Genomic DNA, 26907 nt, shown 5'->3' on the forward strand with positions numbered 1-26907 from the left:
TCCGCGAAACCGGCGACACCCCGCACGCGAATCGACGCCGTCGCCTGCTCGCCACGCGGAGCACCGGTCGCGTTTAGAGAGTCACTCCTTCCGAGCGACGTCGTGCTCGCGGGTCGTGCCTCCCCGCTCGCTAGTTCATCCCGCTCGCGTTACTCGCTTCGCGCGACGTCGTGCCGCCCGAAGCCGTAGCGGAGTCGGTTGGCGAGTCGCCGCGAGAACTTCGAGTCCGTCCGGGAGTCGAAACGCTCGCCGAGCGCCTCGTAGATGAGCGGAATCGCGACCTCCTGTTTGAGGGACTCCTGGACCGTCCACGTGCCCGTCGAGCCGCCGGCGACGTAGTCCGCAACGTCGCCGAGGTCGGAGCCCTCCTCGCGGAACGCCTCCTCGCAGAGTTCGAGGAGCCATGAGCGGATGACCGCGCCGTTGTTCCACGTGCGCGCGACGGCCTCGAGGTCGAGGTCGTAGCGCCCCTCGTGGAGGAGTTCGAATCCCTCGCCGTAGGTCTGCATGAGCGCGTACTCGACGCCGTTGTGCACCATCTTCACGTAGTGGCCGCTCCCGGAGGGACCCATCCGGTCGTGGCCCTGCGGCCCCGTCGCGACGGCGTCGAAGACCGGGACGAGTTCCTCGTACGCCCACTCGGGGCCGCCGACCATCAGCGAGAAGCCGAGTTCCGCGCCGGCGGGGCCACCCGAGGTCCCGCAGTCGAGGTAGGCGGCCGTCGTCGCCTCGGCGCGGCGCGTCGAGTCCTCGAAGTGCGAGTTCCCGCCGTCGACGACGACGTCGTCCTCACCCAGGTGGGGTTCGAGTTCTTCGAGCGCGGCGTCCACGGGGTCGCCCGCGGGCACCATCAGCCAGATGCGCTTCTCCGCGCCGAGTTCGTCGGCGACGGCTTCGATGCTGTCCGCGGGCGTCGCGCCCGCATCCGCCGCATCCGCGACGGCTTCCTCGTCGATGTCGAAGGCGACCACGTCGTGACCCGCGTCCAAGACTCTGTCCACCACGATGCGTCCCATGCGGCCGAGGCCGATGACGCCGAGTTCCATACCCCGGGTGTGTCGGGCCGGGACGGTAGTGGTTCCGATTGGCGCCTACTCGAGGAGTTCGTCTTCGAGGGGATCCGTGTCGCCCGTCTGGGCGTCCCAGAGCGCAGCGTAGAGGCCGTCGCGCTCGACGAGTTCCTCGTGGGTGCCCCGCTCCTCGATGCGGCCGTCCTCGACGACGAGGATGAGGTCGGCGTCGGTGACGGTAGAAAGGCGGTGGGCGATGGAGAGCGTCGTGCGGTCCTCGCTGAGGTCGTCGAGGCTGTGCTGGATCGCGAGTTCGGTCTCGGTGTCGACGGCGGACGTCGCCTCGTCGAGGACAAGTACCGGCGGGTCCTGCAAGATGGTGCGCGCGATGCTGATGCGCTGGCGCTGCCCGCCCGAGAGTTTCACGCCGCGCTCGCCGGTCCGGGTCTCGTAGCCCTCGGCGAACTCCTCGATGAACTCGTGGGCCTCGGCGGCCTTTGCGGCCTCGCGGACGTCCTCGTCGCTCGCGTCGAAGTGGCCGTAGCGGATGTTGTCCGCGATAGTGCCGTCGAAGAGGAAGGTGTCTTGACCGACGTAGCCCACCGCGTCGCGGAGGCTGTCAACCGTGAGGTCGCGTAGGTCGTGGCCGTCGAGGCGGACGGCACCCTCGTCGGGGTCGTAGAGCCTGAGGAGGAGTTTCACGACGGTGGACTTCCCGGCGCCCGTCGGCCCGACGAGTGCGACGGTGTCGCCGGGGTCGGCGTCGAAGTCGAAGTCCTCGAGGATGGGTTCCTCGTCGTAGCCGAACGTGACGTGGTCGTAGGTGACCTGGCCGTCGACATCGTCAAGGTCGATTGCGTCCTCGGCGTCCTGAATGTGGACGGGGATGTCCATGAGGCCGAAGACGCGCTCGCTGGAGGCTTTCGCGTTCTCGTACTGGTCGACGATGTTCGACACCTCGGCGAGCGGGCTGACGATGCGCTGGGTGTAGAGGATGAACGTGACGAACGCGCCGGCGGAGAGCGTGCCCGTGAAGAACAGCGGCGGGCCGGAGAAGAGCCAGAGGCCGCCGATGGCGAACGTCGTGGCGAACGCGAGGCCGGCGATGAGTTCCATCCCGGGTCGATAGACGAAGTTCAGCCGGAGGACGGCCATCGTCGCGTCGTAGAGGTTGTAGGAGGCCTGCCGGACGCGCCCGACCTCGTACTCCTCGCTCCCGGTGGTCTTCACGAGTTCGACGCCGGAGAGGGAGTTCTCCAGGCGCGTGTTGAGGTGGCCGACGTTCGCGCGTTCGCGGGCGTAGCGGGGCGCGACGGCGCGCATGAACCAGAACGTGAGGCCGAAGAGGAGGGGGACGGCGACGAGCATCACGAGCGCGAGCTGCCAGTTGAGCCACGCCATCACGCCGAGGATGCCGATGGTCATGACGACGAGGCGCGCGGAGTTCTGGAGCGCGTTGTCGAGGAAGACTTCGAGGTTGTTCGCGTCGTTGTTGAGGATGCTCATCACTTCGCCTGTCTGCTTGTCGTCGAAGAACGCCATGTCGAGGTTCTGCATCTTGGCGAAGGAGTCGGTGCGGACCTCGTGCATCACGCGGTGGGCGAACGTGTTCGCGGCGACGCCGTACACCCACGTGAAGACGGCCGTCGAGACGAACGCGGCCGTGATGGCGATGGCGGCGAAGCGGAACTGGCCGGCGTCCGTCGCCGGCAGCATCGACTGGGGGACGAGCGGGAGCGCGAACGGCGCGTCGCCCGTGAAGATACTGTCGAGGGCGACGCCGAGCACGAGCGGCGGAACGAGGCTGGCGACACGGGCGAAGACGTTCGCGACCATTCCGAGCGCGAACCACTCCCAGACGTCCCGGCCGTACGCGGTAAACAATCGGTAGAGCGGGCGGTCGACGGACTCACGATAGTCGTCGAAGACGCTGTCCTGTTCGGCGGACACGATACCCGCCCGGACGCTCCGCGATAGTTAGTAAGCGAGGGAACCGGACGACTGTGGTGGGTAGTTAGTCGAGCGCGCGCTTCGGCGTGATGACGGGTTCGGTACCGTACTCGACGGCGGCGTCGACGCCGAACACCTCGGCGAGCAGTTCCTCACAGACGACGTCGTTCGGCCGGCCCCAGTCGTAGACTTCGCCGTCCCGGAGCGCGACGAGGTAGTCCGCGAAGCGCGCGGCCTGCGTGAGGTCGTGGAGGACGATGCAGACGGTGACGTCGCGCTCCTCGTTGAGCGTGCGGATGACGTCCATCACGCGCATCTGGTGGCGGAGGTCGAGGTAGGTGGTCGGCTCGTCGAGGAGGAGCGTGTCGGTCTCCTGGGCGAGCGACATCGCGATGCGGACGAGTTGGCGCTGCCCGCCGCTGAGGCTGCCGACGTCGTCCTCGCGCAGGTCCTCGATGCCCGCGAGGTCGATGGCCCGGTCGACGGCGTCCTCGTCCTCCTCGGTCTTGCCCTCGAGGAAGCCCTTGTGGGGGTAGCGGCCGTGGTGGACGAGTTCCTCGACGGTGACGCCGTCGGGGGCGGAGCCGTGCTGGGAGAGCATCCCGAGTTCGCGCGCGAACTCCTTGGAGCCGAACTCGTCGAGGTCCTTCCCGTCGAGGAGGACGTCACCGACGTCGGCGTCGAGGTGGCGCGCGAGCGTCTTGAGGAGCGTGCTCTTCCCACTGCCGTTCGGGCCGACGAGCGCCGTCACTTCGCCCTCGGGGATGACGAGGGTGTCGCAGTCGACGACCGGTTCTTCGAGGCCGGGGTAGCCGACCTGGAGGTCGGTGGCGTGGAGTTTCGCGTCCGGTTCGGTCTCGGTCGCGGCGTCGTAGTCGGTGTCGGTCTCGGTGCGGTCGTCCGGTCGGGTGGTGGGTTCGGTCTGTGACATGGGTTAGAACTCGCTGAAGTCGCCGTGGCGACGCATGAGGTAGAGGAAGTACGGACCGCCGATGAGGCCGGTGACGACCCCGACGGGGACCTGTATCGGCATCAGCGCGAGTCGGGCGATGACGTCCGCGGCGAGGACGAGCGCGGGCCCGAGGAAGACGGAGCCGATGACGAGCCGGCGGTAGTCGCTCCCGACGAACGTACGGACGGCGTGCGGGACGACGAGGCCGACGAAGCCGACGAGGCCGGCGACGGCGACGGCGGTCGCGGCGGCGAGGATGGCGAGGCCGGAGAGACCGAAGCGGACGTACTCGACCGGCATCCCGAGCGAGCGCGCCGTTTCCTCGCCGAGCAGGAGGACGTTGAGGTGTCGGGAGGCGACGAGGAGCAACGGGATGACGATGAGTGTCGGAATGATGGCGAGGCGGAACTGCGCCCACCCGACGCCCGTAAGCGACCCCGTCGTCCACGCGATTGCCGTCTTCACCGCGGCGGTACTGTCGAGGAAGTAGAAGAGGCCGGTCTGGAGGGACTGGAAGACGGTGGCGACGACGACGCCCGCGAGGACGAGCCGAACGGGCGAGGTGCCGCCCTGCCACGCGATGAGGTAGACGAGCGCGAACGCGAGCGCGCCGCCAAACGCGGCGGCGAACGGGAGTATGAACGTCGCGCTCGCGAAGAAGACGAGCGTGATGAGGACGGCGAGGCCGGCCCCGCCGCTGACGCCGAGGATGTAGGGGCTGGCGAGTTCGTTGCGGGTGACGGCCTGGAAGACGGCGCCGGAGACGGCGAGGTTGACGCCGACGAGCGCCGCGACGAAGACGCGCGGCATCCGCAGGCTCCAGATGATGACGGCGTCCCGATTCAGGGCGTCCGGCAGGTCGCTCCCGGTGAGGATGGACAGCCAGACGTCGGGATTGAACAGAATCGTCGTATCCGTGAGGACGTCAAACGTGACGCCGTACGGCGTGGGATACGACCCGTGAGACACTTGGACGAACGCGGATGCGACGGCGACGAGGATGCTCCCGGCGACGAGCGTTGCCAACCGTCGGTCGCGGGAGTCGAATCGTGAGTGGTTCTCCGCCGACCGCAGCGATACGTCCATCACCCCTAATTCGTTTAGGGGAACCTAAATCCGTTGCGGTTGCGTTATAGGTTCCCGTTCACGATGTCCGCGACGCGCTGGCGGTCGAAGAGCTGTTCGTCGTGGCCGTAGAGTTGCTGCGCGCCGCGCTCGGTGAGCACGAGGTTGCTGATGGGGCCCTGGTAGAGCGGGCCGCCCCGGTAGACGTTGCCGTTCTTGACGGCGGTGAGTTCGCTCGCCGTGTCGTGGTTCTCCATGAAGGAGACGACGGTGTTCCGGAACTCCTCCGCGGTCTTGCCCTCGTGGCCGCGCAGGAGGAGGTACTCGGGGTCGATCTTGAGGAGCGTCTCGTAGTCGATGCTCCCGCGCGAGGAGTGGAAGTCCTTCACGCTCGTCTCCGCGAGCGCGTCCCGGACGTTCAGGTCGCGCCACTGCTTGAAGCTCGTCCCCTCGTTGACGAGGTAGGGGAGGAAGGACGTCGGCTGGTCGCCGGTCGCCCAGAGGACGGCGACCTGCGGGCGCTCGGCGTCGCTCGTTGGGACGAACCCGTCGAGTTTCGACTGGAACTCGTCGTGGAGGGTGGCGAAGGCCTCGTAGCGGTCAGTGCGCTGGAAGAGCTGGGCGATCTTCTCGAAGGCCTCGTAGAGCGTGTAGTACTGGTAGTCGGAGTGCCACGCGTAGCCACGCGAGAAGATGGAGTTCCCGAAGAACGGCCCGATGTCGTTCTTGACGTCCTCGACGTCGGACTCGCTCCACCCCTTGAAGCGGTTCATGAGGAAGTTCGGGTCCTGCACGTGGACGTGGTTCTCCTCGCCCTCGGCGAGCGCGTAGTAGCGCTCCTTGGAGACGCCGTCCTGGTAGAGCGAGACCATCTCGCTCTTGTCGGCAGAGACGCCGTCGATTTCGTCGTAGTAGTTGGTGTGCCAGCGGCCCGTGAGCCAGAGCGCCTTCGGCTCCTGGACGCCGAGCGCGAGGCCCATGTCGGCGTAGCTCCCGTTGTTTGCGACCCACGACGTGGGGACGGCGTCGAAGGAAACCTCCCCCATCGGTTCCATCGACACCGTGTACGTGGAGCCCTGCTCCGTGGTCGTCTGCGTCGTCGTCTGTTCGGTCGTGCTACTCGTCGTGCTGGTCGTGGTGTCGCCGCTGCCACCACAGCCGGCGAGGAGTCCTGCGGCGCCCGTGCCGACGGCACCGAGGAAAGTTCGGCGGTCCATATCGGTTTAGGCCTGCCTAAAGAACAAAAAGGCTCCGATTTTTTGGTCGTCCTAAATGCCGTCGAGTGCGGGACGGGAACCTTTTTAGGGAGCGCAGTCGTCCGTCGGGGTATGCGCGTCGCTGTCGCCGTAGTACGTCGGTGAGTACCGACCCGTTTCTGACGCGCGTCGAAACGCTACCCCGACAGCGACGACTCCAGAGACATGACCCAGGTGCCCGACGACTACGACCCCGAGGAGCTCGAACCGCGACTCCAGCAGCGCTGGCTGGACGACGAAACCTACCGCTTCGACGGCGACGCCAACGACCCCGACACCGCCTACGTCGTCGACACCCCGCCGCCGTACCCGACGGGCGAACTCCACATCGGCCACGCGCTCAACTGGTCGTACATGGACTTCGCCGCGCGCTTCCACCGCCTACAGAGCGACGACGTCCTCTTCCCGCAGGGCTGGGACTGCCACGGCCTCCCGACCGAGGTGAAGGTCGAGGAGAACGAGGGCATCCAGCGCACGGACGTCCCGCGCGACGAGTTCCGCGAGATGTGCGTCGAGCACACCCGCCACCAGATCGACTCGATGAAGGAGACGATGCGCGAACTCGGCTTCAGCCAGGACTGGAACGCCGAGTTCCGCACGATGGACCCCGAGTACTGGGGGAAGACCCAGCAGTCCTTCGTCGAGATGGCGAACGACGACCTCGTCTACCGCGACGAGCACCCGGTCAACTGGTGTCCGCGCTGTGGCACCGCCATCGCGGACGCCGAGGTCGAGCCCATCGAGCGCGAGGGCACCCTCCACTACGTCACCTTCCCCGGCGTCGACAACGACGACATCGAGATCGCGACGACGCGCCCCGAGCTGATGGCGGCCTGCGTCGCGATGGCCGTCCACCCGGACGACGAGCGCTACGACGGCCGCGAGGACGACACCTTCGAGGTGCCGCTCTTCGGCCAGGAGGTCGAACTCATCGAGGACGAGGACGTCGACCAGGAGTTCGGCTCCGGCGCCGTCATGGTCTGTACGTTCGGCGACAAGCAGGACGTGACCTGGTGGGCCGAGCACGACCTCGACCTCCGCGCGGTCTTCACCGAGGACGGCCACCTGAACGAGGAGGCCGGCGACTACGCGGGCCTCAGCATCGAGGAGGCGAAGGAAGCCGTCGCCGAGGATCTCGAGGCCGAAGGCTACCTGAACGACACCGAACCCACCGAGCAGTCCGTCGGCGCCTGCTGGCGCTGTGACACCCCCATCGAGATTCTCTCGAAGGAACAGTGGTTCGTCGAGGTCGACCAGGACGCCATCCTCGAGCGCGCCGAGGAGGTCGACTGGATTCCCGAGCACATGCACCAGCGCCTCGTCGAGTGGACCGAGGGGATGGAATGGGACTGGGTCATCAGTCGCCAGCGCGTCTTCGCGACGCCCATCCCGGCGTGGGAGTGCGACGACTGTGGCCACTGGCACATCGCCACCGAGGACGAGACGCCCGTCGATCCCACCGAGGAGCCGCCCGGCGTCGGCGACTGCCCCGAGTGTGGGAGCGAGTCGTGGACCGGCGAGACGGACGTCATGGACACCTGGATGGACTCCTCCATCACGCCGCTGCACGTCTCCGGGTGGCCGCTCGACATCGACTTAGAGGAGTTCGAGCCGGTCAGCCTGCGCCCGCAGGGCCACGACATCATCCGGACGTGGGCGTTCTACACGCTCCTCCGCACCGGCGAGCTCACCGGCGAGAAGCCGTGGGAGAACATCCTCATCAACGGGATGGTGTTCGGCCCGGACGGCAACAAGATGAGCAAGTCCCGGGGCAACACCGTCAGCCCCGAGGAGGCCGTCGAGGAGTACAGCGCGGACGCCGCCCGACAGGCGCTCGCGCTCGGCGGCCAGCCCGGCAGCGACGTCCAGTTCCAGTGGAAGGAGGTGAAGTCCGCCTCTCGGTTCCTCACGAAGCTCTGGAACATCTTCAAGTTCGCCGCCGGCCACTTCGACGAGGACACCCCGAACATCGAGGACGCGGCCTACCGGGACGCCGACAACTGGATTCGCTCGAAGGCGACGCGCGTCGCCGACGACGTCGAGGCCGAGATGGAGGCCTACCGCTTCGACGCAGCGCTCCGCGAGCTCCGGGAGTTCGCGTGGAACGACCTCGCGGACGACTACGTCGAGCTCGCGAAGGGGCGGCTCTACAACGGCCGGCCGGGCGAGCGCGACGCCGCGCGCAAGACGCTCTACGACGTGGTCTCCGCGGTCGCGCGGATGCTCGCGCCGTTCAGCCCGCACCTCGCCGACGAAATCTGGCAGTACCTCCCCGGCACCGAAGGGAGCGTCCACACCGCCGAGTGGCCGGCGCTCGAGGCCTACGACGAGGAAGCCGAGAAGCGCGGCGACGTCATCGCGGAGGCCGCGCGCGAGATTCGCGCGTGGAAGTCCGCGAACGGCTACCCGCTGAACGCCGAGCTCGACGACGTCGAACTCTACTTCGACCCCGGCGCGTCCGTCGAGAACGTCGACACCTACGACCTCTCGGAGACCGTGAACGCACCCGTTCGCGTCCGCGAGGGTCGCCCGAACGTCGAACTGGTCCCGGTGGACGTCGATGGCGACGACTCCGAAATCGGCCCCGAGTTCCGGAGCGAGGCCGGCGTCGTCCTGCAGGCGCTCGCCGAGGCCGACCCCGAGGTCATTCAGGCGCAGAAGAACTCCGGCGACACCGTCACCGTCGAGGCGGACGGCGAGGAGTACGAACTCGACGCCGAGTGGGTGACCGTCGAGGAGGAATACAGAGCAGAAGGCGGCGCGGAGGTCGCCGTCGTCGAGACCGAGTTCGGCACGGTCCTCGTCTACCCGTAACGCCCGGCGCCGGGACTGCCGGAGCGCACACCACTATGGTCGTGCGCGCGAGACGCGTGGTATGGCCGAGGACACCGCATACTGTTCGACCTGCGAGGGGACACAACAGGTCACGACGACGAAGCCGTGCCGCCCGCCGCTCTGTCTCGGGTGCGGCGAGCACATTTCCGGGTGAGGGGCGACCCCGAACGTCGCCGCGTCGCCCGGATGCTTGGCTTTAAACCGCCGTCGCGGCTATGGTCGCGTAATGAAGGTCATCGGCATCGTCGGTCTTCCCGGGAGCGGGAAGAGCGAAGCGGCGTCGGTAGCGGAGGAACTCGGCGTGCCCGTCGTGACGATGGGCGACGTCATCCGCCGGGAGTGTGAGGCGCGTGGGCTCGACCCCGCGACGCACCACGGCGAGGTGGCGCAGGCGCTCCGCGAGGAGGGCGGCCCCGCGGCCATCGCGGACGCGTCGCTCCCCGTCATCGAGGACGCCCTCGGGGAGAGCGAGGTCGTACTCGTGGACGGCATCCGCTCGGACGCGGAGGTCGAGCGCTTCGAGGAGGCCTTTGGCGACGACTTCCTCCTCGTGAACGTCCACGCGCCCTTCGAGGTGCGCCGCGAGCGCGTCGGCGAGCGCGGCCGCGACGCCTCGAAGGAGGAGGGCGGCGAGGGTCTCCGCGAGCGCGACGAACGCGAACTCGGCTTCGGGATGGGCGCGGCCATCGAGGCGGCCGACCTCACCATCGAGAACACGGACACGCTGGAGTCGTTCCACGAGAAGGTGCGGGACCTCCTGACGGGTGAGACGGCGTGACGGTCTACAGCGTCGACGTCGAGATTCGCGCGCCCGTCCGGGCGACGGAGGTGCCGGACCGCGTCGCACGCGCGGTGGAGGCGCTCTTCCCGACGGCAGACGTGGAGGTCGGCCCGGACGAGGTGGTCGCCTCGACGCACGAGCTGGAGGAGTTCCGCGAGCAGCTGTTCGAGCAGCGCATCCTCGACACGGCGCGCTCGGCGTTCCTCGACGGCCGGACCGAGGACGGCTTCGCGTTCGACCTGAAGAAGCAGGCGGCGTTCCGCGGCGTCGTGAACTTCTCAGTCGGCAAACCCGCCGAGCTCGGCGACATCCACGTCGAGGTGACGGTCCGCGAGCCCGCCGTCGAGGAGTTCATCACCTACCTCGCCCCCGAGACGGAGGAGGGCGAGCCGCTCGAGTGACGCACTCGCGACTTAGTTTCTGGTAGTTCTGCCACGTAATTTATTTGCGTGGAGGGCGTACACGAACGTATGTCCTCCGACGTCTCGCATCCCTACCGGGACGCGGCCGCGTACACGCTCGCCGCGAGCCCGTTCGCGCTCCTCACCCTCCTTGCGACCGCCGCCGTCGCAGTCGAACTCCTCGGCGGCGTTACCGTCGGCCTCACCGTCGTCGCCGGCCTCGTCGTGGCCACGACGGGTGTCACGCTCCTCGTGCGTGCCGCCCGCCCGCGTACTGAGTCACTCCTGCCGCGCCTCCGGGAGAATCAGACGTAGAGGAGGAGGCAGAGGGCCAGCGCGACGAAGACGACTTTCGTCGCGACGTTCACCGCGATGACCTTCGAGCCGAAACTCGGGCCCCAGATGCCGTACTGGAAGGGAATCGAGCGCTTGAACGTCGAAACCGCGAACGACGCGATACCGCCGAGCAGCATCGCCGCCACCGCCTGTTCGACGGTGAGCACGTCCGGGACGAGCGGCGCCGCCGTCATCGCGCCGATGGTGGTGTTCGCGGTGAACGCGACGACGACCGGCACGCTCGCCGCCGGGAGGCCCGTGGCGGAGACGAGCGCGTCCAGCGGCCCGGCGTGCTTCGTGACGTCCACGGTCATCAGTATCGCCTCGACGACGGCGTAGACGACGAGCAGCCGCGGGAGAATCGAGCGCAGACGGCTCGCAGTCGTCTCCGCCGCCGAGCGGAGTTTCTCGCGCAGTGTGGTGTCCTCCGCGCCGGGCGTCGAGGTGTCCACGTCGCCGAGTTTCGAGCGGTCGACGTTCTCCTCGGAGAGCAACACCATCCCGCCGAGGACGCCGAGCACAGTGATGGCGAGGCTGATGCCCGCGCGGAAGCCGACGTAGGTGACGCCGAGGCGAAACCCCAGAACCGGGATGAGCACCGGCGCGTAGAACGTGAAGACGTGCTGGAGGAAGCCGAAGAACGTGTTGATGGTGACGGCGACGAGCGTCGCGCGGTCGTCGAGCGCGCCGGACTCGCGGAACTCCGCGAGCATCCCGTAGCCCGCCGTCGTGGACGCCGTCGTCGTGAGGATGGCGCTCCCCACCTCGCGCGGGAGGTTCGCCGGCCCCGTCAAGGGCTTGGCGAGGCCGGCGATATAGCGCACGGCGCCGAAGTCCACGAGGAGGTTCGCGGCGAAGACGCCGAGCGCGATGAACGCGACGACGGTGGCGACCCGCGGGAGGACGACTTCGAGGACCTCGACGACGGGAACGCCGAACATACTCCCGCTACGGGCGCGGCCGGTCAAAGGCGCGTCGCTCTCCGCACCCGATGCCGTCTGTGTCCGTCAGTTCACGAGGAGTTGCACGACGACGAAGAGGACGACGACGCCGAGCACGTCGCAGACGTTCGTGACGACGGGAATCACGACGTCGTCGGGGTCGAGGCGGAGCCGGTAGGCGCAGTAGGTGGCGATGACGGTAACGACGACGGCGAGGACGGCGAGTGCCGCGCCGGAGGCGAAGGAGACGGCGACGACGGTGAGGACGCCGAGGTCGGTGCTCGCGCCGGTGAGTCGCGTCGCCGCCCACGCGCCCGCGCCGACGACGGGGAAGACGGTGAGCGCGAGCGTCACGGTGGCGAGCGCGTTCCCCGCGAGGTGGTCGTCGGTCGGCGAGAACGAGAGCGTGCCGAGGTGGAAGGACGTCGAAAGTCGCGAGGCGAGGATGCTCCCGAGGTTCCCCGCCGTCCCGATGGTCACCGGAACGAGGACGAGCAGGCTCGGGTACTTGTAGAGCGTCGCCTCGAAACTTCCGAGCACGAGGCCGCTGCCGACGACCTCGACGGCGGTGAGCGCCAGCAGGACGGGCAACATCGCACGCGTGATGGCCGAGACAGTCCACTCCTCCGGCACTCACACCACCCCCAGAACGAGTCGGACGGCGACGACGAGGAAGGCGAGGCCGAAGACGTCACCGATGGTCGTGACGAGCGGGCCGACGAGCGCGTCCGGGTTGTAGCCCCGCCGGAAGCCGACGAAGACGACGACGACGACGGCGACCGTGAGGACGAGCCCGGAGAGGAGGCCGGCGACGAACGCGATGGCGGCGAGGGTGCCGAGACTCGCAACGGTACGGCCGAGCGCGACGAGCGCGACGAACGTGAAGAACGCGGCGGCGACGGACGCGATGAGGCCGTTCGCCATCGCGGCCGCGGCGGCGTTGAGGAGGCGGTCGTCCGCCTCGAACGCCGGCTGAATCAACCCCTGATGGAGGCCGGTGGCGAGGCGCGCGCCGAGCGCGCCGTAGACGTTCCCGCGCGTCGCGAGAATCGCGGGCACGCAGACGAGGAGGCCCGGAACCGCCTTCAGCTCGGCCTGCATCCCGCTGAGGACGGTGCCGGCGAAGATGCCGCCAATCATGCTCGCGACGAGCGCCGGCGCGGCCTCCCGGTAGGCGTCGGCGGCGACGTCGCGGATGCTCATGGTGGCATCTGGCGCGGCGGCGGGTAAAATACCCCGGCCGATTCGCCCGACGCCTCACTCGCCGGCGACGAGTAACACCGCGGCACCGCCGGCGGCACCGAGAGCGGAGACGCAGAGCACGCCGAACGCGACGGTGAAGTCGGCGTACGTGGAGAGGACACCGACGACGGCGGGCGCGAGCGCGCCCGCCCCCATCAGGACGGTGCGGACGACGCCGAGACCGCCGCCCGCGAGGTCGTCGGGGACGAGTGCCATCAGGTAGGCCCCACGGACGGGCCGGAAGCCGTGGCCACCGAGTCCGAAGACGACGACGGCCGCGACGAGCCCCGCGGCCCCGAACCCGCCGAAGGTGAGCGCGAGGAGGCCGAGCGCGGCGAGCGCGAGCGTCCCGACGACGACGCGGAGCGGCCCGACGCGGTCCGCGAGGTCGCCCGTGACGGTCTGGACGAGGCTGACGACGAAGAGGCCGCTGTAGACGGCGCTCGCCGTCGCGGGCGCGAGGCCGGCGTATTCGAGGAAGCGGGGGAGGAACGCGACGACGCCGTTGTAGGTGAAGGAGAAGCAGACGGTGACGGCGACGAACCCCGCGAACGCCGGGTCCCGGAAGAGCGCGGCGTACCGCGAGAGGGGCACGCGCGCGTCCTCGCTCTCGACGGCCGGCGCGGGTTCGCGGGCCCGCATCCGCGGGTAGGAGAGCGCGGCGAGCGCGAGACCGACGACGCCGGCCGCGAAGAAGAGCGCGTGCCAGCCGAAGCGGCCACTCGCGAGGAGGACGGCGACGGCGGCGGGCGCGGCGACGCCGCCGAACGCGCCCACGGTATCGAGGACGCCGAGCGCCCGGCCCGTCCGGTCGGGGTAGACGGCCGAGAGCAAGCCCACAGAAACGGTCTTGTGGACGCCGGTGCCCGCGCCGACGAGCACCATCCCGGCGGCGAGCACGAGGAAAGGGACGTCGACGCTGAGCGCGAGTGCGGCGAGCGCGGCGACGACGGCACCCGCGGTGATGACGCGCGCCGCACCCACGCGGTCCGCGAGCGCGCCGGAGGGGAACTGGAGGGCGGCGTAGACGAGCATCATCGCCGTGAACGCCGTCCCGAGCGCCGCGTCGGTGACGCCGTAGCGCGCGCCGAGCGCGGGGAAGAGCGGCGGGAACGCGTAGCGGAGGAACTTCGCGAGGAACCAGACGAGCGCCGTCGCCGCGAGGACGTCCAGCGAGCGGAGGCGACGGAACACGACGGCGACGACGGCGAGCACCCACAAAAACGCCGCGACTGCGTCCGGGTTCGGCGTGCGGCCCCTGGGGTTTTGGGCGGCGCGTCCCTACCCGACTCACATGCGTCCCCGACCACTCGCGAGTGTCGCCGCTGCCGTGTTGCTCGTGGTCGCCGTCGGCCCCGCCGCCGTCGCGGGCCTCGCCGCACCCGGCATGTCCGCCAGCGAGGCGGGCGCGGCCGATGCGACGGCCGCGACGAGCGTCGCCGCCGTCACCGCGACGCCGGCCGCCAGTCTCGTCGACGTCATCGAGCGCATCGACCGCATCCTCGAGTCCGTCCTCGACCTCGTGCGGACGCTCAACAACCTGTTCGGCGAGGGCGCTGAAGGCGGCGAAGGCGGAATGGGGGGCGAATGAGGAGAGATAGCCGGTGAGGGCAGATAGCGGCCGTTAGAACGGGCCGAAGCCGCCGAGGCCGCCACCGCCGCCACCGCCGCCGCCCTGCTGTTGCATCTTCTTCATCATCCGCTGCATGTCGCCGTCACCCATCCCCTGGAACTGCTTCATCGTCTGGGACATCATCTTGTGCTGTTCCAGGAGTTCACGGACCGTGTCCTCGTCCTGCCCGGAGCCCTTCGCGATGCGGCGAATCTGGGAGGCGCCGATGGAGCGCGGGTTCTCCAGTTCCTCCTCGGTCATCGAGTCCATGACGACCTCGAAGTTCCGCATCCGGTCCTGAGTGACGTCCATCGCGTCGTCCGGGAGCTGGTCCATGAGGCCGCCGCCCATCCCCGGAATCATGTCCATCACCTGGTCGAGCGGCCCCATCTTGTTCATCGCGTCCATCTGACGCTTCATGTCTTTCAGGGTGAACTCACCCTTCAGCATGTCCTCTGGGTCCCAGTCCTCCTCCTCCTCGGTGGTCTCCTCCATCGCGCGCTCGACGCGCTCGGTGAGCTGCTTGAGGTCGCCCATGCCGAGGAGACGGCTGATGAAGCCGTTGGGCTCGAAGCGCTCGATGTCCTGCACGGTCTCGCCGGAGCCGAGGAAGGCGATGGTCGAGCCCGTCTCGTTGACGGCGGTCAGCGCGCCACCACCCTTCGCGGTGCCGTCGAGTTTCGTGATGACGACGCCGTCGATGCCGACGGAGGTCTCGAACTGCTGGGCCTGGTCCTTCGCGCCCTGGCCGATGGCGGCGTCGAGGACGAGGAGCGAGCGGTCCGGCTGGACCTCGGCCTCGATGTCCTCGATTTCGTCGATGAGGTCGTCCTCGAGCGCGTGGCGACCGGCGGTGTCGACGATGCGGACGTCGGCGTCCTCGGTCTCCTCGAGGCCGTCCCGGGCGATTTTGACGGGGTCGTCCTCGTCGGGGTCGCCGTAGAAGTCGACCTCCGCGCGCTCACACATCTGCTTCGCCTGCTCGTAGGCACCGGGGCGGAAGGTGTCGGTCTGGATGACCGCGGGCCGCAGGCCCTTCTTCGAGAACCACCACGCCATCTTCGCCGCGGTGGTCGTCTTCCCCGACCCCTGGAGGCCGGCGAGCATGATGGTCTGTTCCTCCAAGGGAAGGTCGGTGGACTCGCCGACGAGGTCGACGAGCTCCTCGTAGACGATGCTGAGGACGTGGTCGCGCGCCGTCGTGCCGCCCGGCGGCTCCTCCTCCAGCGAGCGCTCCTTGATGGAGTCGGAGAGCTCCATCACGAGCGAGACGTCGACGTCGGCCTGTAGCAAGGAGCGCTGAATCTCCTTGACGACCTCCTCAACGTCTTCTTCGGAGATGCGGGACTTCCCGCGGAGCGAGTCGAGGGTGCCCCTGAGGGAACTCCCGAGGTCGTCGAGTACCATTTGCTAGTCTAGACGCCGAGGACGCCTAAAAGGCTTTATCGTACCCCCGTTCCCGGCGACGGCCGTCGCTCGGGAGGTCTCAGCGCTCGACGTCGACGCCGCGCTCCTCGAGCAGGTCGAAGAACTCGTCTGGGTCGAGTTCGGCGACGTCGTGCTCCTCGGCGGCCTCGCGCTTGCTCGTCCCGGGGTTCGCGCCGACGACGAGGTAGTCCGTGTTCGAGGAGACCGAGGAGGTGGCCGACCCGCCGTGGGTCTCGACGAGGTCCCGCAACTCGTCGCGCGTCCACCCCTCGACGCTCCCAGTGAAGACGACGGTGAGGTCGGCGAGTTCGTCGCCGGCCGTCGCGGCCTCGGATGTCTGGGGTTCGCCGAGACGGGACTCGTCGCGCAGGCGCTCGATGACGCGGCGGTTGCGCTCGTTGTCGAGGAACTCCGCGACGTGGTTCGCGACGACGGGCCCGACGCCCGCGACGGCCTCGTAGTCCTCCTCGTCGGCCTCAAGGAAGGCGTCGAGCGTCTCGAACTGCGCCGCGAGGTCGGCGGCGACGGTGGGGCCGACTTCGGGGATGCCGATGGCGGCGAGGAAGTCGCCGAGCGGCGGATGGCGCGCGGCCTCGAGTTCCTCGACGAGGTTCTGCGCGCTCGTCTCGCCCCAGCCCTCCAGGGCGGCGAGCTCCTCGACGGTGAGGTCGTAGAGGTCCGCGACGTCCTCCGAGACGAGGCCCTCCTCGACGAGTTGCTCGGCGGCCTCCTCGCCGACGCCCTCGATGTCGAGGACGTCCGTGAAATACCCCACTGCGCGGACGAGCTGGGCGTCACAGGCCAACCCGCCGGTACAGAACGCGACGGGGCCGTCGTACTCGACGTCGCTCCCGCAGACCGGGCATTCCTCGGGGAAGTCGAAGGGGCCGTCGCTGTGTTTCTCGACGACTTCGTCGACGTAGGGGATGACGTCGCCGGCGCGCTCGACGGTCACCTCGTCGCCGACGTTCACGTTCAGTTCCTCGATTTCCTCGGGGTTGTGGAGGCTCGCGCGCGAGACGGTGACGCCGCTGACCTGCACCGGCTCCAAGAGCGCGACGGGGGTGAGTCGGCCCGTCCGGCCGACCTGCACGACGATGTCGGTGACGGTGGTCCGCTCGGTTCGCGGCGGGAACTTGTAGGCGTACGCCCAGCGGTAGTAGCGCGAGGTGGTTCCGAGGCGCTCGCACTGCCGGCGGTCGTTCACCTTCAACACGGTGCCGTCGATGTCGTAATTCAGCTCCTCGCGGACGTCCTGCATCTCGTCGCGGTAGTCGATGGCGGCCTCGACGTCCGCGACGTGTTCGTCCCGGTCGTTCGTCTTCAGCCCCCAGTCGGGGAAGCGCCCGAGTTCGCCCCACTGCGTCTCCAAACCCTCGACGTCGGTGTCGTGACCACCGCTGGACGCCGTGACGGTCTCGGAGAGCGCGTCGAGCAGGGCGGAAATGTCCGTCTCCTCGTCTCGCCACTCCTCCCACTCCTCGCGGACGGCGGCCTCGGCGTCGTCGCTCTCGTCACTCTCCGCGTCGCCGTCCGTCGCGTTCCACGCGGCGAGCACGTCGTAGAAGTAGCAGTCCAGCGGGCGTTCGGCGGTGACGGAGGGGTCGAGTTGGCGGAGGGTGCCGGCGGCGGCGTTCCGCGGGTTCGCGAACGGCTCCTCGCCCTGCTCGACGCGCTCGCGGTTGTACGCCTGAAACGCGTCCTTCGGGATGTAGACCTCGCCGCGGACAACGAGGACGTCCGGGTAGTCCCCACGCAGGCGCTGAGGGACGGACTCGATGGTGCGGACGTTCTGCGTGACGTCCTCGCCAGTCTCGCCGTCACCACGAGTCGCCGCGCGCTCGTAGCGCCCGTCGACGTAGACGACTTCGACGGAGAGGCCGTCGAACTTCGGCTCGCAGACGTAGGTGACGTCCTCGCCGTCGAGTTCGCGACGCACGCGCGAGTCGAAGTCCCGGACGTCCTCGGCGTCGCCGCTGGAGTCGATGGAGAGCATCGGGACGACGTGCTCGACGGTCCCGAGCTCCTCGAGGGGGTCGCCGCCCACCCGGCGGGTGGGCGAGTCCTCGGTCTGGAGGTCGAACGCCTCCTCGAGGGTGCGCAGGCGCTCGAAGAGTTGGTCGTAGGCGCGGTCGGCGATGACCGGGTCGTTCAGGACGTAGTAGCGGTAGTCGTGGAAGCGCACCGCCTCGCGGAGATACGCCGCCTGCTGTTCGGCCTCGTCCTCGTCGAGTGCCTCGACGTCCCGGAAGTCGAGGGCCGGGTCCGTGATGTAGGGGTTGTCGTCGCTGACCTCCTCGGCCCCATCGAGGTCCGACACCGATTCGGGCATACCGGGGGCTATCCGCGCCACCCCCGTAACCTCTCGGGCGCCTCGGGGTGAGGTGTCCGTTTTTCCCTCGCGTCCGTCGTATCCACGTCCGTGTCTGGTGACAACGACGGGGCGTCACCGAGCGGGCGAGCGGCACCCGACGGGGGCCGCGAGCACGGTGACCACGCACGCACGTTCGAGGAGGCGCGCCGCGAGGCCCAGCGCACCCTCGACGCCCAGTCGCAGATGGTCGCGCGAATGGACCGGAAGGCCGTCCTGCTCCTGCAGTTCACGGCGTCACTCCTGATGGTCGTCGCGACCGTCACGCCCGCCGTCGTCGGGAGCGGGCTCGCGCCGGGCGCGCTGTTCAACGCGTACGTCGTCGCCTGCCTCGCCGTCCTGCTCGTCGCCGCCGCCTGCGCGGGCGTCTGCTACACGCTCACCAACCAGTACGACGGCATCGGCGCGTCCGGCATCGACGAAACCGTCGACGAGAACTACGACGTCGAGGTCTTCCGCGAGCGCCTCCTGCTCGGCTACGCCAACTGGATTCGCCGGAATCGCGTGACGAACGCCCGGAAGACCCCGCTCGTCACGACGTCGCTCCTCTGCATCGTCGTCGCCGTCGCGATGCTCCTCCTCGGGATGCTCCGCGCGTTCGTCGGACCCGTCCCGACGCCCGTCCTCGGCGTCGTCGGTGTCGCACTCCTCGGCGTCGTCGCGGCATCGCGGCTGCACAAGCAGATACGGCAGTGGTACGCGCTGACGCGGTCGGACGAGACGCCGACCGGCGAGGTGGACGGCGTCACCGTGGAGGCGTTCCGCGGCGAACCCGTCACGACGGGCGACGTGCGCGAGGACCCCGAGTGGTTCGACGGCGAGGACGACTGAGTCAGTCGGCCCAGCGCCACGACCCGACGGCGCGCGCCACGAGTATCGCCACGCCGACGAGGACCGCCTGCGTCCACCACGGGGCGTGGACGACGCGCGTCCCGGCGGCGAAGACGGCGACCACCCCCGCGGCGAGCAGCGACTCCTTGCCCGCGCTGGAGACCATGCGTAGGTGTTGGGAGACCGACGGGAAAGAAGCTGGGTCGCCGTCGAGGGCCGCGCCCTAGTCGCGCCGCCGGACGCGCATGGGCACCTCGCCGTCCGGCCGCAGGGTGATGGACGGGTCGAAGCTGAGCGCCTCCTGCGGGTAGAGTTCCCAGTCACGGACGATGGTCGCGAGCGCGAGTCGCGCCTCCTGCATCGCGAACCGGTCGCCGATACAGCGCCGTGGGCCGCCGCCGAACGGGAAGTAGGCGAACTTCGGGAGGTCGGCCTCGAAGTCGCTCGTCCAGCGCTCCGGGTGGAAGCCCGTCGGGTCGTCGTAGTGTTGCGGGTCGCGGTGGAGCACCCACTGGTGCATCAGGACGGTCTGCCCGCGCTCGATGTCGTACCCACCGAGCTCGTCAGGTTCGCTCGCCTCGCGCGACTGCTGCCAGACGGGCGGGTAGAGCCGCAGCCCTTCCTTGACCGTCCGCTCGGTGACGGTGAGGTCATCGAGGTCGTCGTGGCCGGGCGTCCGGTCGCCGAGGACGTCGTCGACCTCACGCTGGAGGCGCTCGCGGGCGTCGTCGTAGCGGCCGAGCGCGTGGAGCGTGTAGGTGAGCGCGAGCGCCGTCGTCTCGTGGCCGGCGAGCAGAATGGTGACGACTTCGTCGCGAATCTGCTCATCGGTGAGCGGCATGCCGGTGTGGTCGCTGGCGTTCAGGAGGAGCGAGAGGAGGTCGTCGCCCTCGCGGGAGGGCTCCCTGGTCGTGCTCGCGGGTCGTCCCTCCCCGCTCGCTCGTTCGGCGGCCTCGCCTCGCTCGGCCGCCCGGTGCTCGGCGATGACCGTGTCCACCACGTCGTTCAGCGTCTCCTGGGCCTCCGCGAAGCGCCTGTTGCCCGGCGTCGGGAGCCAGCGCGGCACCTGCACGGCCCGGCGCATCCGCGCGGACGCGTCGTCCATCAACACTTCGAGGGCGTCCGCGATGGCGCCCTCCTCCTCGCGGATGTCGACGCCGAAGAGTGCTTGGGCGGCGATTTCGACGGTGAGCTGCATCATGTCCTCGTGGACGTTCCGGAGTTCGCCGTCGCGCCACTCCGAGAGGGTTCGCTCGGTGTAGTCGGCCATCACGTCCGCGTAGCGTTCGAGCATCCGCGGGTAGAAGGCCGGCTGTATCGTGTGGTGTTGCGCGCGCCAGAACTCGCCCTCGCTCGTGAGGAGGCCGCTCCCGAGCGTCGGCCGCAGCGACGTCTGGAAGCGCTCGCCCTTCTCGTAGGCCTCGTTGTGCTGGACGAGGACGTGCTCGACGAGTTCGGGCGTCGAAATCTGGACGACGTCCTCCGTCCCGAGGTCGTAGTGGGCGACGGGGCCGTACTCGCGCGCGACGTCAGTGACGAACTGGAGGGGATCGTCGGCGAACGCCCGCGTGCTCCCGAGAACGGGGGTGCCGTCGGGACCGGGAATCGTCTGCCGCTGCTGGGACATACCCGTGAGGAGTGGGCGTCGGGAGGTATCCCTACTGCCGGTATTCGCCGGCCACTTAAGTGCCGTCGACGAGGCGCGGGAGGACGCGCGCCTCGATTTTTCGGAGGTGCTCGGAGGCGGTGGAGACGGCGACGCCGAGTTCCGCGGCGACGTCCGCGACGGTGGCGTCCCGCGGGTTCTGGTAGTAGCCGACGTCGATTGCCGTCGCGAGGACCTCGCGCTGGCGCTGGGTGAGAGCGTCCTGCAGGGGGTGGTCGCCGGTGTACTCGGCGAGCCGCTCGACGCGCATGTCCGCACGGACGTCGTCAGGGAGGGCGTCCGCGGCCTCGGTGATGCGTTCGGCGCGGCCGACGAGCGTCACGGTGACGCGGTCGGCGTCGAAGCGGACGGGCGTGTCGAGGATGAGCCGGTGGCTCTCGAGGAGGTCGAGGAGGGCGAGGACGCGCGCGCCGGGGCGTAGGTGGACGTAGAGAGTGTGCTCGTCGACGACGGCGTAATCGAGGACGGCCGAGTCGTCGGCGAGCGTGTCGGCGACGGCACCCGCGGCGGGGTCGGCGAACTGGCAGAGTTCGAGGACGGTGCCGTCCCGACAGAGCCTGACGGTCTGGAGGGCGCCCCGTCGGCCCTCGGCGGGCGCGAAGCGCGCGGCGTCGTCGCCCGTCCGGTCGAACGTGACGCTGAGCCGTTTCACCTCCCGGGATACGGGCCGCACGGGGAAGTATCCCGTTCCTGTCTCAATCGGCGAACGTTGCCGTAACTGCCGTGCATATCCCTCTGGGAGAATATGCATACAGTACATGAGCGACGAGGACGACCGGCGGTTCGACACCCGGACCGTCCACGCCGGGCAGGCCCACCCCGACGCCGCGACCGGCGCGCGCGCACCCCCCATCTACCAGACCACCTCCTACGTCTTCGAGGGCGCCGAGCACGCCGCCGCCCTCTACGCCCTCGAGGAGGAGGGTGACCTCTACTCACGCATCAGCAACCCGACCGTCGCGATGCTCGAGGAGCGCCTCGCGAGCCTCGCGGGCGGCGCGGGCGCCGTCGCGACCGCCTCCGGCATGGCCGCCTTCGACGCCGCGACGTTCGTGCTCGCCGAGGCCGGCGACAACGTCGTCTCCTCGTCGGACATCTACGGCGGGACGCGCACCTACCTCACCGGCACCGCGAGTCGACGGGGAATCGAGGCGCGTTTCGTCGACACACTCGACGTCGAGGCCTACCGGGAGGCCATCGACGAGGACACCGCGTTCGTCCACCTCGAAACCATCGGCAACCCCTCGCTCGTCGTCCCCGACTTCGAGGCCGTCGCCGAGGTCGCGCACGACCACGGCGTCCCGGTCTTCGTCGACAACACGTTCGCGACGCCCGCGCTCTGTCGCCCTCTCGAGCACGGCGCGGACATCGTCTGGCACTCCACGACGAAGTGGCTCCACGGGTCGGGCACGACGCTCGGCGGCGTCGTCATAGATGGGGGGAACTTCGACTGGGACGCCGAGGACTACCCCGAAATCGGCGGCGACAACCCCGCCTACCACGGCCTCAACCTCTCCGAGCGCTTCCCGGACGCGCCGATGGCCGCGGCGACCCGCCTCCGGGGCACCCGGACGCTCGGGAACGCCCAGAAGCCCTTCGACGCCTGGCAGACGATGCAGGGCCTCGAGACGCTCGGCCTCCGGATGGAGCGTCACTGCGAGAACGCCGCCATCGTCGCCGAATACCTCAACGACCACGACGACGTCGCGTGGGTCACCTACCCCGGCCTCGAGGACCACGAGACGCACGCCAACGCACGCAAATACCTCGACGGCGGATATGGAGGTATGGTGACGTTCGGACTCGAGGGTGGCTACGAAGCCGGCAAGCGCTTCTGTGAGTCCACCGAACTGGCGTCCTTCCTCGCGAACATCGGGGACGCGAAGACGCTCGTCATCCACCCGGCGAGCACGACACACGCACAGCTCAGCGAGGAGGAGCAGCGCTCCTCGGGCGTCACGCCCGACCTCGTGCGCCTCTCCGTCGGCATCGAGGACCCCGCGGACATCCTCGCCGACGTCGAGGCCGGAATCGAGGAGGCGACACGATGACTCGAGGCCGCCGCGAGGACGTGGTGAACGTGGGGTCGTTCGCGTTCGAGCGCGGCGGCGAACTCGACCTCGACGTGGCGTACGCCGAGTACGGCGACCCCGAGAACCCGACCGTCCTCGTCTGTCACGCCCTCACCGGCAGCCAGTACGTCGCCGGCCCCGCGCCGGAGGGCGTCAGCGGGCAGGCCGCCGGCTGGTGGGACGCGCTCGTCGGCCCCGGGAAACCCATCGACACCCGCGCCTACCACGTCGTCTGCGCGAACGTCCCCGGGTCCTGTTACGGCACCACCGGCCCCGCGAGCGAGGGGCCCGACGGGGAGCCCTACGGCCCCGACTTCCCCTCCGTCACGGTCGGCGACTGGACGCGCTCGCAGGCCCTCCTCCTCGACGAACTCGGCGTGAGCACGCTCTACGCCGTCGTCGGCGGGAGCGTCGGCGGCATGAACGCCATCGACTGGGTGAAACGCTACCCCGAGCGCGTCGAACGCGTCGCGGCCATCGCGACGAGCCCCCGCCTCGACGCGCAGTGTCTCGCGCTCAACACCGCCGCGCGCCGCGCCATCACGAACGACCCCAACTACGACGGCGGCGACTACTACGGCGGCCCCGAGCCCGACGGGGGCCTCGCCGTCGCGCGCCGCATCGGCCACGCGATGTACCTCTCGAAGGCCTCGATGCGCGACCGCTTCGGCCGTCGCGTCGCCGAACGCCAACCCGAGGCCCGCGAGGACCCGAGCGCCGAAGGGTTCCCCTACCGGGACGTCGCCTCCTACCTCGACTACAACGCCGAGCGCTTCACCGAGCGCTTCGACGCGAACAGCTATCTCTACTTGCTTCGCGCGCTCGACGAGTACGACCTTGCCGAGGACTACAACTCGGACGCGGAGGCGCTCGCGAACTACGCGGGCGACGCGCTCGTCGTCTCCTTCACGGGCGACTGGCACTTCCCCGTCGACGGCGGCGAGACCATCGCGGAGGCCTTCGAGGCCGGCCCCGCCGCCGTCTCCCATCGCGTCGTCGAGAGCGAGTACGGCCACGACGCCTTCCTCGTCGAACCGGACCGCGTCGGCCCGCCCGTCCGAACCCTCTTGGAGCAGGGTGCGAACGCCGTCACCACGACGGCGACCCGCGACACCACACCGGACTATCCGCGGGTCTGCACGGGCCTCCTCCCCGACGCCTGAGCGACGCTCACCAGCCCGGTTTTCGTTCTTCTGCACCCTCGGCGCGCCCGAACAGCAGGACGCCGACGAGGACGACGAGCAGGCACGCCGCGAGCAGCGCCGGCCGTGTCGCTCCCGCGCGAAGGGCGACGAGGCCCGCGCCAAGCGCGCCGAGGGCGAGACAGCACGCGGCGGCGAGTCGGACGCGTGTCGCAGTCTGCATACGCGGCGTGTCGGGAGCGAGCGAGAAAAACGCCCGGCAAACGCGGCAGTCTCCGTCCCCTATTTGGTCGTCCGGGTGTGACGCACACGTATGGCAGACCTGACTCTCGGCGGCGAAGTACCCGAGGCGGAGACGGACGGCGTCTGGCTCGCGTGTATCCAGTGCGGCGAGACCATCGCGCCCTACAACGACGTCGTCTACCGCTGTCCGGACTGCGACGGCCTGCTCGAGGTGCGCTACGCGGAGTACCCGACGTTCGACGACTTCGAGGGCGTCGGCGTCTGGCGCTACGCGGACGCGCTCCCCCTGAACGAAGGCGTCACGATTCAGGAGGGCGACACGCCGCTCTACACCGTGCCGAAGATCGAGGACGACGTCGGCGTCGCCGACCTCCGCGTGAAACACGAGGGGATGAACCCGACGGGCGCGTTCAAGGACCGCGGGATGACGGTCGGCGTGAAGGTCGCCGACCGCCTCGGCGTCGACCGACTCGCCTGCGCCTCGACGGGCAACACGTCCGCGTCGCTCGCGTGCTACGGTGCGCGCAACGACACCGAAGTGCTCGTCCTCCTGCCCGCCGGGAAGGTGGCGGCCGGGAAGGTCGCACAGGCCTCCCTGCACGGCGCGCGCATCCTGGAAGTCGATGGCAACTTCGACGCCTGCCTCGACATCGTCGCCGACCTCGCGGACCGCGGCGAGGCCTACCTGCTCAACTCCATCAACCCGTTCCGCCTCGAGGGACAGAAGACCATCGGCCTCGAGATTCTCGAGCAGTCGAAGGCGGAGACGGGCGAGTGGCCGGACCGCATCGTCCTGCCCGTCGGGAACGCCGGCAACACCGCGGCGCTCTACAAGTGCTTCCGCGAGCTCGTCGAGGCCGGCGAGATGGCCGAGGACGAGATGCCGGCGCTCACCGGCGTGCAGGCCGAGGGCGCGGCGCCGATGGTCGAGGCCGTCCGCGAGGGCAACGAGGAAATCGAGCGCTGGGAGGACGTCGAGACCATCGCCACCGCCATCCGCATCGGCAACCCCGTGAACGCGCCGAAGGCCCTGCCGGGCATCCGCGCGACGGGCGGGACCGCCGTCTCGGTGAGCGACGAGGAGGTCACTGAGGCGCAGCGCGAACTCGCGCAAGACGGCGTCGGCGTCGAACCCGCGTCGGCGGCCTCGGTCGCCGGGCTGAAGAAGCTCCGCGAAGCGGGCGAAATCGAGGCCGACGAGCAGGTCGTCTGTCTCACCACCGGCCACCTGCTGAAGGACCCGGACGCCGCGGCCGCCGCCGGCGGCGACATGACGTCGGTGCCCGCCGACACGGACGGCGTGCTCGACGTGCTGTAGACGCGTCGGGCGCTCCGAATATTGAGAGGTAAGTAATCAACATACAAACAATAAGGAGGGTGAGCGGCGTCGCTAGCGACGTATGGCTGTCGAGGAACTCGCCGCAGTCACCCGGTCGTCACTCCGCCTCCGCCTCCTCCGCGCGATGGCGGAGGGGACGGCGACCGACCAGACCCTCCACCGGGAACTCGATGCACCGAGAACCACCGTCCGAGACAACCGTCGCACCCTCCAGCGACTCGGCTACGTCCACGATCGCGGGGGCCAACCGCACACGCTCACACCCCGTGGTGTCGCGCTCGCCGCCGGTATTGAACGCTTAGAGTCGGAGCTCGACGTCGCGTGTCGCCTCGAGGAGTTTCTCGATGACGTCCCGTTCGCAGACCTCGACCTCCCGCTCGCCGCGCTCGAGGACGCCGAGTACGTCCGACCGCGGCCGGACGCGCCGGCCGCACCCTCGAACCGAGCGAGCGCGCTCCTCGAAGCCGCCGAATCGATCGAGGGCGTCTTCCCCGTCCTCCCGAAGCGCGTGTTCGCCGACGGGAGCAGCGGCGACATCGTGCTCTCCGAGACGACGGCGAACGCGCTCGACGAGGCACGTCTCGCTGACCCGTCCGGTCCTGACGTCTGGCGGGTCGACGACACGCCGCCGCTCGGTGCAGCGCTGGTCGACGACGACACACTCCTCTTCTCGACGGGGCCGTGCGGGACACTCCAGTCGCTCGTCGTCAGTCACGACATCGACGGTTGGACGCAGACGTTCGTCGACAGGTGGCGCGAGCGCGCGGAGCGCGTCGAGCGCGAGAAAACGGCCTAGAGCGAGAGGAGGCGCCACGCGACGGCGACGGCGATGGGGACAGAGACGACAGCGAGCGCCCGAGCGAGCGGCAGGTCTCGCGTGTGCTTCACCGCGAAGACCCAGTTGGAGGCGTTCCAGACGAGCAGGACGATGCCGACGAGCGACACCACCTCGAAGAGCGGGCCGGACGTGAGCGAGCGGACGAACGGCCCGAGGGCACCGGCGCTATCGGGGAAATCGACGCCCCAGCCGCGCGAGAGTATCGCGCCGGCGCTCAGAAGGCCACCTGCAATGGACGGATAGAACCCCCAGCCGACCGCGGTGAACAGTCGGCGGAACGACCCGCTGCCTCCGAGGAGCGCGGAGAGCGCGTAGAAGGCGGCTGAGAAGCCGAGCCAGACGGCGAACTGCCCGACAATCGTTCCGGCGATTGTGAGGACGTACGTCATCGTGACTATCGGCGCGGCGCGTGACACCGCACCCCACGTCCAGTAGAGGAGGACGACGGCACCGAGCGTGTTGGCGACGCCCGTGGCACCGACGACGGTACTCGCGCCGGCGAGCCGGTCGGCTGCGCCGTCGCGGAAGAACGCGTCCGGATCGAGGACGAGTCGGAACACGGTTCGCGTCTTCGCTGTGTGTCCGGTATAGGTGAC

Annotated in this window: 26 protein-coding genes; 10 read left to right on the top strand and 16 right to left on the bottom strand. The window is 69.3% G+C overall.

The genetic code is table 11. The features are described from left to right. Positions 1-149: 149 nt before the first annotated feature. The 5 genes from gnd to ACQUS8_RS07150 all read right to left on the bottom strand — a co-directional run bounded on the left by gnd (position 150) and on the right by ACQUS8_RS07150 (position 6194). Positions 150-1046 carry a phosphogluconate dehydrogenase (NAD(+)-dependent, decarboxylating) gene (gene gnd / locus ACQUS8_RS07130; RefSeq protein WP_435098929.1) on the bottom strand — a complete coding sequence of 299 codons (897 nt, stop codon included), beginning with the start codon at positions 1044-1046 and terminating at the stop codon, positions 150-152. Between the two features lie 45 nt (positions 1047-1091). Next, complete coding sequence (locus tag ACQUS8_RS07135) at positions 1092-2960, bottom strand: ABC transporter ATP-binding protein (RefSeq protein WP_435098931.1); 1869 nt, start codon at positions 2958-2960, stop codon at positions 1092-1094. 64 nt (positions 2961-3024) lie between these two features. Next, complete coding sequence (locus ACQUS8_RS07140; RefSeq protein WP_435098933.1) at positions 3025-3891, bottom strand: ABC transporter ATP-binding protein; 867 nt, start codon at positions 3889-3891, stop codon at positions 3025-3027. A 3-nt stretch (positions 3892-3894) separates the two neighbouring features. Beyond that, positions 3895-4998: a FecCD family ABC transporter permease gene (locus tag ACQUS8_RS07145; RefSeq protein ID WP_435098935.1), complete on the bottom strand. Its 1104-nt coding sequence runs from the start codon at positions 4996-4998 to the stop codon at positions 3895-3897. Between the two features lie 44 nt (positions 4999-5042). After that, on the bottom strand, positions 5043-6194 hold the full coding sequence (locus tag ACQUS8_RS07150) for an ABC transporter substrate-binding protein (RefSeq protein WP_435098937.1): 1152 nt from the start codon (positions 6192-6194) through the stop codon (positions 5043-5045). A gap of 204 nt (positions 6195-6398) precedes the next feature. On the opposite strand from ACQUS8_RS07150, the gene ACQUS8_RS07155 reads away from it, so the two are divergent. The 4 genes from ACQUS8_RS07155 (at position 6399) to ACQUS8_RS07170 (ending at position 10565) form a co-directional block, all read left to right on the top strand. Then, positions 6399-9047, top strand: coding sequence for a valine--tRNA ligase (locus tag ACQUS8_RS07155; protein WP_435098939.1), 2649 nt, complete (start codon positions 6399-6401; stop codon positions 9045-9047). Between the two features lie 247 nt (positions 9048-9294). Beyond that, positions 9295-9846, top strand: coding sequence for an AAA family ATPase (locus ACQUS8_RS07160; protein ID WP_435098941.1), 552 nt, complete (start codon positions 9295-9297; stop codon positions 9844-9846). Further along, a complete protein-coding gene (locus ACQUS8_RS07165) occupies positions 9843-10250 on the top strand; it encodes an RNA-binding domain-containing protein (RefSeq protein ID WP_435098943.1) in 408 nt (135 codons plus the stop codon). The genes ACQUS8_RS07160 and ACQUS8_RS07165 overlap by 4 nt, the downstream gene beginning before the upstream one ends. Positions 10251-10319: 69 nt before the next feature. Beyond that, positions 10320-10565 (top strand): hypothetical protein, encoded by a 246-nt coding sequence (locus ACQUS8_RS07170; RefSeq protein ID WP_435098945.1) that lies wholly within the window; start codon positions 10320-10322, stop codon positions 10563-10565. Here the strand turns inward: ACQUS8_RS07170 and ACQUS8_RS07175 are convergent. From ACQUS8_RS07175 to ACQUS8_RS07190, 4 genes are all read right to left on the bottom strand, one after another. After that, a complete protein-coding gene (locus tag ACQUS8_RS07175) occupies positions 10556-11527 on the bottom strand; it encodes a nucleoside recognition protein (protein WP_435098947.1) in 972 nt (323 codons plus the stop codon). The two genes, ACQUS8_RS07170 and ACQUS8_RS07175, sit on opposite strands and share 10 nt — an antisense overlap. A 66-nt stretch (positions 11528-11593) precedes the next feature. Then, positions 11594-12160, bottom strand: a complete 567-nt coding sequence (locus ACQUS8_RS07180) for a magnesium transporter (protein ID WP_435098949.1) — start codon at positions 12158-12160, stop codon at positions 11594-11596. Further along, positions 12161-12730, bottom strand: coding sequence for a magnesium transporter (locus ACQUS8_RS07185; RefSeq protein WP_435098951.1), 570 nt, complete (start codon positions 12728-12730; stop codon positions 12161-12163). It lies immediately after the preceding gene. 54 nt (positions 12731-12784) lie between these two features. Further along, positions 12785-13963 carry an MFS transporter gene (locus ACQUS8_RS07190; protein ID WP_435098953.1) on the bottom strand — a complete coding sequence of 393 codons (1179 nt, stop codon included), beginning with the start codon at positions 13961-13963 and terminating at the stop codon, positions 12785-12787. A gap of 100 nt (positions 13964-14063) precedes the next feature. Between ACQUS8_RS07190 and ACQUS8_RS07195 the strand changes: the two genes are divergently transcribed. Next, positions 14064-14360: a hypothetical protein gene (locus ACQUS8_RS07195; RefSeq protein WP_435098955.1), complete on the top strand. Its 297-nt coding sequence runs from the start codon at positions 14064-14066 to the stop codon at positions 14358-14360. 33 nt (positions 14361-14393) lie between these two features. Here ACQUS8_RS07195 and ACQUS8_RS07200 read toward each other — a convergent pair whose 3' ends face one another. Continuing rightward, positions 14394-15788 carry a signal recognition particle protein Srp54 gene (locus ACQUS8_RS07200; protein WP_435098957.1) on the bottom strand — a complete coding sequence of 465 codons (1395 nt, stop codon included), beginning with the start codon at positions 15786-15788 and terminating at the stop codon, positions 14394-14396. Positions 15789-15867: 79 nt separating this feature from the next. Then, on the bottom strand, positions 15868-18141 hold the full coding sequence (gene ligA, locus ACQUS8_RS07205) for an NAD-dependent DNA ligase LigA (RefSeq protein ID WP_435098959.1): 2274 nt from the start codon (positions 18139-18141) through the stop codon (positions 15868-15870). 90 nt (positions 18142-18231) lie between these two features. Between ligA and ACQUS8_RS07210 the strand changes: the two genes are divergently transcribed. After that, positions 18232-19011 carry a hypothetical protein gene (locus ACQUS8_RS07210; protein WP_435098961.1) on the top strand — a complete coding sequence of 260 codons (780 nt, stop codon included), beginning with the start codon at positions 18232-18234 and terminating at the stop codon, positions 19009-19011. Position 19012: 1 nt separating this feature from the next. Here ACQUS8_RS07210 and ACQUS8_RS07215 read toward each other — a convergent pair whose 3' ends face one another. From ACQUS8_RS07215 to ACQUS8_RS07225, 3 genes are read right to left on the bottom strand one after another with little or no spacing between them, the layout of a single operon-like run. Beyond that, the gene (locus ACQUS8_RS07215; protein ID WP_435098963.1) at positions 19013-19177 is read right to left on the bottom strand and encodes a hypothetical protein; all 165 of its coding nucleotides are present in this window, start codon (positions 19175-19177) and stop codon (positions 19013-19015) included. Between the two features lie 57 nt (positions 19178-19234). Beyond that, positions 19235-20638, bottom strand: a complete 1404-nt coding sequence (locus ACQUS8_RS07220; RefSeq protein WP_435098965.1) for a cytochrome P450 — start codon at positions 20636-20638, stop codon at positions 19235-19237. Between the two features lie 55 nt (positions 20639-20693). Next, positions 20694-21329 (bottom strand): helix-turn-helix domain-containing protein, encoded by a 636-nt coding sequence (locus ACQUS8_RS07225; protein WP_435098967.1) that lies wholly within the window; start codon positions 21327-21329, stop codon positions 20694-20696. 106 nt (positions 21330-21435) lie between these two features. Between ACQUS8_RS07225 and ACQUS8_RS07230 the strand changes: the two genes are divergently transcribed. Next, positions 21436-22728, top strand: a complete 1293-nt coding sequence (locus tag ACQUS8_RS07230) for an O-acetylhomoserine aminocarboxypropyltransferase/cysteine synthase family protein (RefSeq protein ID WP_435098969.1) — start codon at positions 21436-21438, stop codon at positions 22726-22728. Continuing rightward, positions 22725-23912, top strand: coding sequence for a homoserine O-acetyltransferase MetX (gene metX, locus ACQUS8_RS07235; protein WP_435098971.1), 1188 nt, complete (start codon positions 22725-22727; stop codon positions 23910-23912). Before ACQUS8_RS07230 ends, metX begins: the two co-directional genes overlap by 4 nt. 7 nt (positions 23913-23919) lie before the next feature. Here the strand turns inward: metX and ACQUS8_RS07240 are convergent, their stop codons facing one another. Further along, on the bottom strand, positions 23920-24114 hold the full coding sequence (locus tag ACQUS8_RS07240; protein ID WP_435098973.1) for a hypothetical protein: 195 nt from the start codon (positions 24112-24114) through the stop codon (positions 23920-23922). Between the two features lie 90 nt (positions 24115-24204). Here ACQUS8_RS07240 and thrC point away from each other — a divergent pair, with 90 nt between their 5' ends. Both thrC and ACQUS8_RS07250 read left to right on the top strand, forming a co-directional pair. Beyond that, positions 24205-25452: a threonine synthase gene (gene thrC, locus ACQUS8_RS07245; protein WP_435098975.1), complete on the top strand. Its 1248-nt coding sequence runs from the start codon at positions 24205-24207 to the stop codon at positions 25450-25452. Between the two features lie 82 nt (positions 25453-25534). Continuing rightward, positions 25535-26269: a hypothetical protein gene (locus tag ACQUS8_RS07250; protein ID WP_435098977.1), complete on the top strand. Its 735-nt coding sequence runs from the start codon at positions 25535-25537 to the stop codon at positions 26267-26269. On the opposite strand, the gene ACQUS8_RS07255 is transcribed toward ACQUS8_RS07250, so the two are convergent. Next, on the bottom strand, positions 26266-26871 hold the full coding sequence (locus ACQUS8_RS07255) for a YIP1 family protein (protein ID WP_435098979.1): 606 nt from the start codon (positions 26869-26871) through the stop codon (positions 26266-26268). The two genes, ACQUS8_RS07250 and ACQUS8_RS07255, sit on opposite strands and share 4 nt — an antisense overlap. Positions 26872-26907: the final 36 nt, after the last annotated feature.

Origin of the sequence: Halarchaeum sp. P4 (assembly GCF_051195175.1) — an archaeon.
In the GTDB taxonomy this organism is placed as follows: Archaea; Halobacteriota; Halobacteria; order Halobacteriales; family Halobacteriaceae; genus Halarchaeum.

What these genes read in the sequence shown, in the direction of transcription:
- ACQUS8_RS07185 (WP_435098951.1), bottom strand. Translation starts at nt 12,730, where the DNA reads ATGAGCATCCGCGACGTCGCCGCCGACGCCTACCGGGAGGCCGCGCCG.
- ACQUS8_RS07150 (WP_435098937.1), bottom strand. Translation starts at nt 6,194, where the DNA reads ATGGACCGCCGAACTTTCCTCGGTGCCGTCGGCACGGGCGCCGCAGGA.
- ACQUS8_RS07140 (WP_435098933.1), bottom strand. Translation starts at nt 3,891, where the DNA reads ATGTCACAGACCGAACCCACCACCCGACCGGACGACCGCACCGAGACC.
- ACQUS8_RS07155 (WP_435098939.1), top strand. Translation starts at nt 6,399, where the DNA reads ATGACCCAGGTGCCCGACGACTACGACCCCGAGGAGCTCGAACCGCGA.
- ACQUS8_RS07250 (WP_435098977.1), top strand. Translation starts at nt 25,535, where the DNA reads ATGGCTGTCGAGGAACTCGCCGCAGTCACCCGGTCGTCACTCCGCCTC.
- ACQUS8_RS07175 (WP_435098947.1), bottom strand. Translation starts at nt 11,527, where the DNA reads ATGTTCGGCGTTCCCGTCGTCGAGGTCCTCGAAGTCGTCCTCCCGCGG.
- thrC (WP_435098975.1), top strand. Translation starts at nt 24,205, where the DNA reads ATGGCAGACCTGACTCTCGGCGGCGAAGTACCCGAGGCGGAGACGGAC.
- gnd (WP_435098929.1), bottom strand. Translation starts at nt 1,046, where the DNA reads ATGGAACTCGGCGTCATCGGCCTCGGCCGCATGGGACGCATCGTGGTG.
- ACQUS8_RS07195 (WP_435098955.1), top strand. Translation starts at nt 14,064, where the DNA reads ATGCGTCCCCGACCACTCGCGAGTGTCGCCGCTGCCGTGTTGCTCGTG.
- ligA (WP_435098959.1), bottom strand. Translation starts at nt 18,141, where the DNA reads ATGCCCGAATCGGTGTCGGACCTCGATGGGGCCGAGGAGGTCAGCGAC.
- ACQUS8_RS07230 (WP_435098969.1), top strand. Translation starts at nt 21,436, where the DNA reads ATGAGCGACGAGGACGACCGGCGGTTCGACACCCGGACCGTCCACGCC.
- ACQUS8_RS07240 (WP_435098973.1), bottom strand. Translation starts at nt 24,114, where the DNA reads ATGCAGACTGCGACACGCGTCCGACTCGCCGCCGCGTGCTGTCTCGCC.
- ACQUS8_RS07170 (WP_435098945.1), top strand. Translation starts at nt 10,320, where the DNA reads ATGTCCTCCGACGTCTCGCATCCCTACCGGGACGCGGCCGCGTACACG.
- ACQUS8_RS07160 (WP_435098941.1), top strand. Translation starts at nt 9,295, where the DNA reads ATGAAGGTCATCGGCATCGTCGGTCTTCCCGGGAGCGGGAAGAGCGAA.
- ACQUS8_RS07145 (WP_435098935.1), bottom strand. Translation starts at nt 4,998, where the DNA reads ATGGACGTATCGCTGCGGTCGGCGGAGAACCACTCACGATTCGACTCC.
- ACQUS8_RS07200 (WP_435098957.1), bottom strand. Translation starts at nt 15,788, where the DNA reads ATGGTACTCGACGACCTCGGGAGTTCCCTCAGGGGCACCCTCGACTCG.
- metX (WP_435098971.1), top strand. Translation starts at nt 22,725, where the DNA reads ATGACTCGAGGCCGCCGCGAGGACGTGGTGAACGTGGGGTCGTTCGCG.
- ACQUS8_RS07215 (WP_435098963.1), bottom strand. Translation starts at nt 19,177, where the DNA reads ATGGTCTCCAGCGCGGGCAAGGAGTCGCTGCTCGCCGCGGGGGTGGTC.
- ACQUS8_RS07220 (WP_435098965.1), bottom strand. Translation starts at nt 20,638, where the DNA reads ATGTCCCAGCAGCGGCAGACGATTCCCGGTCCCGACGGCACCCCCGTT.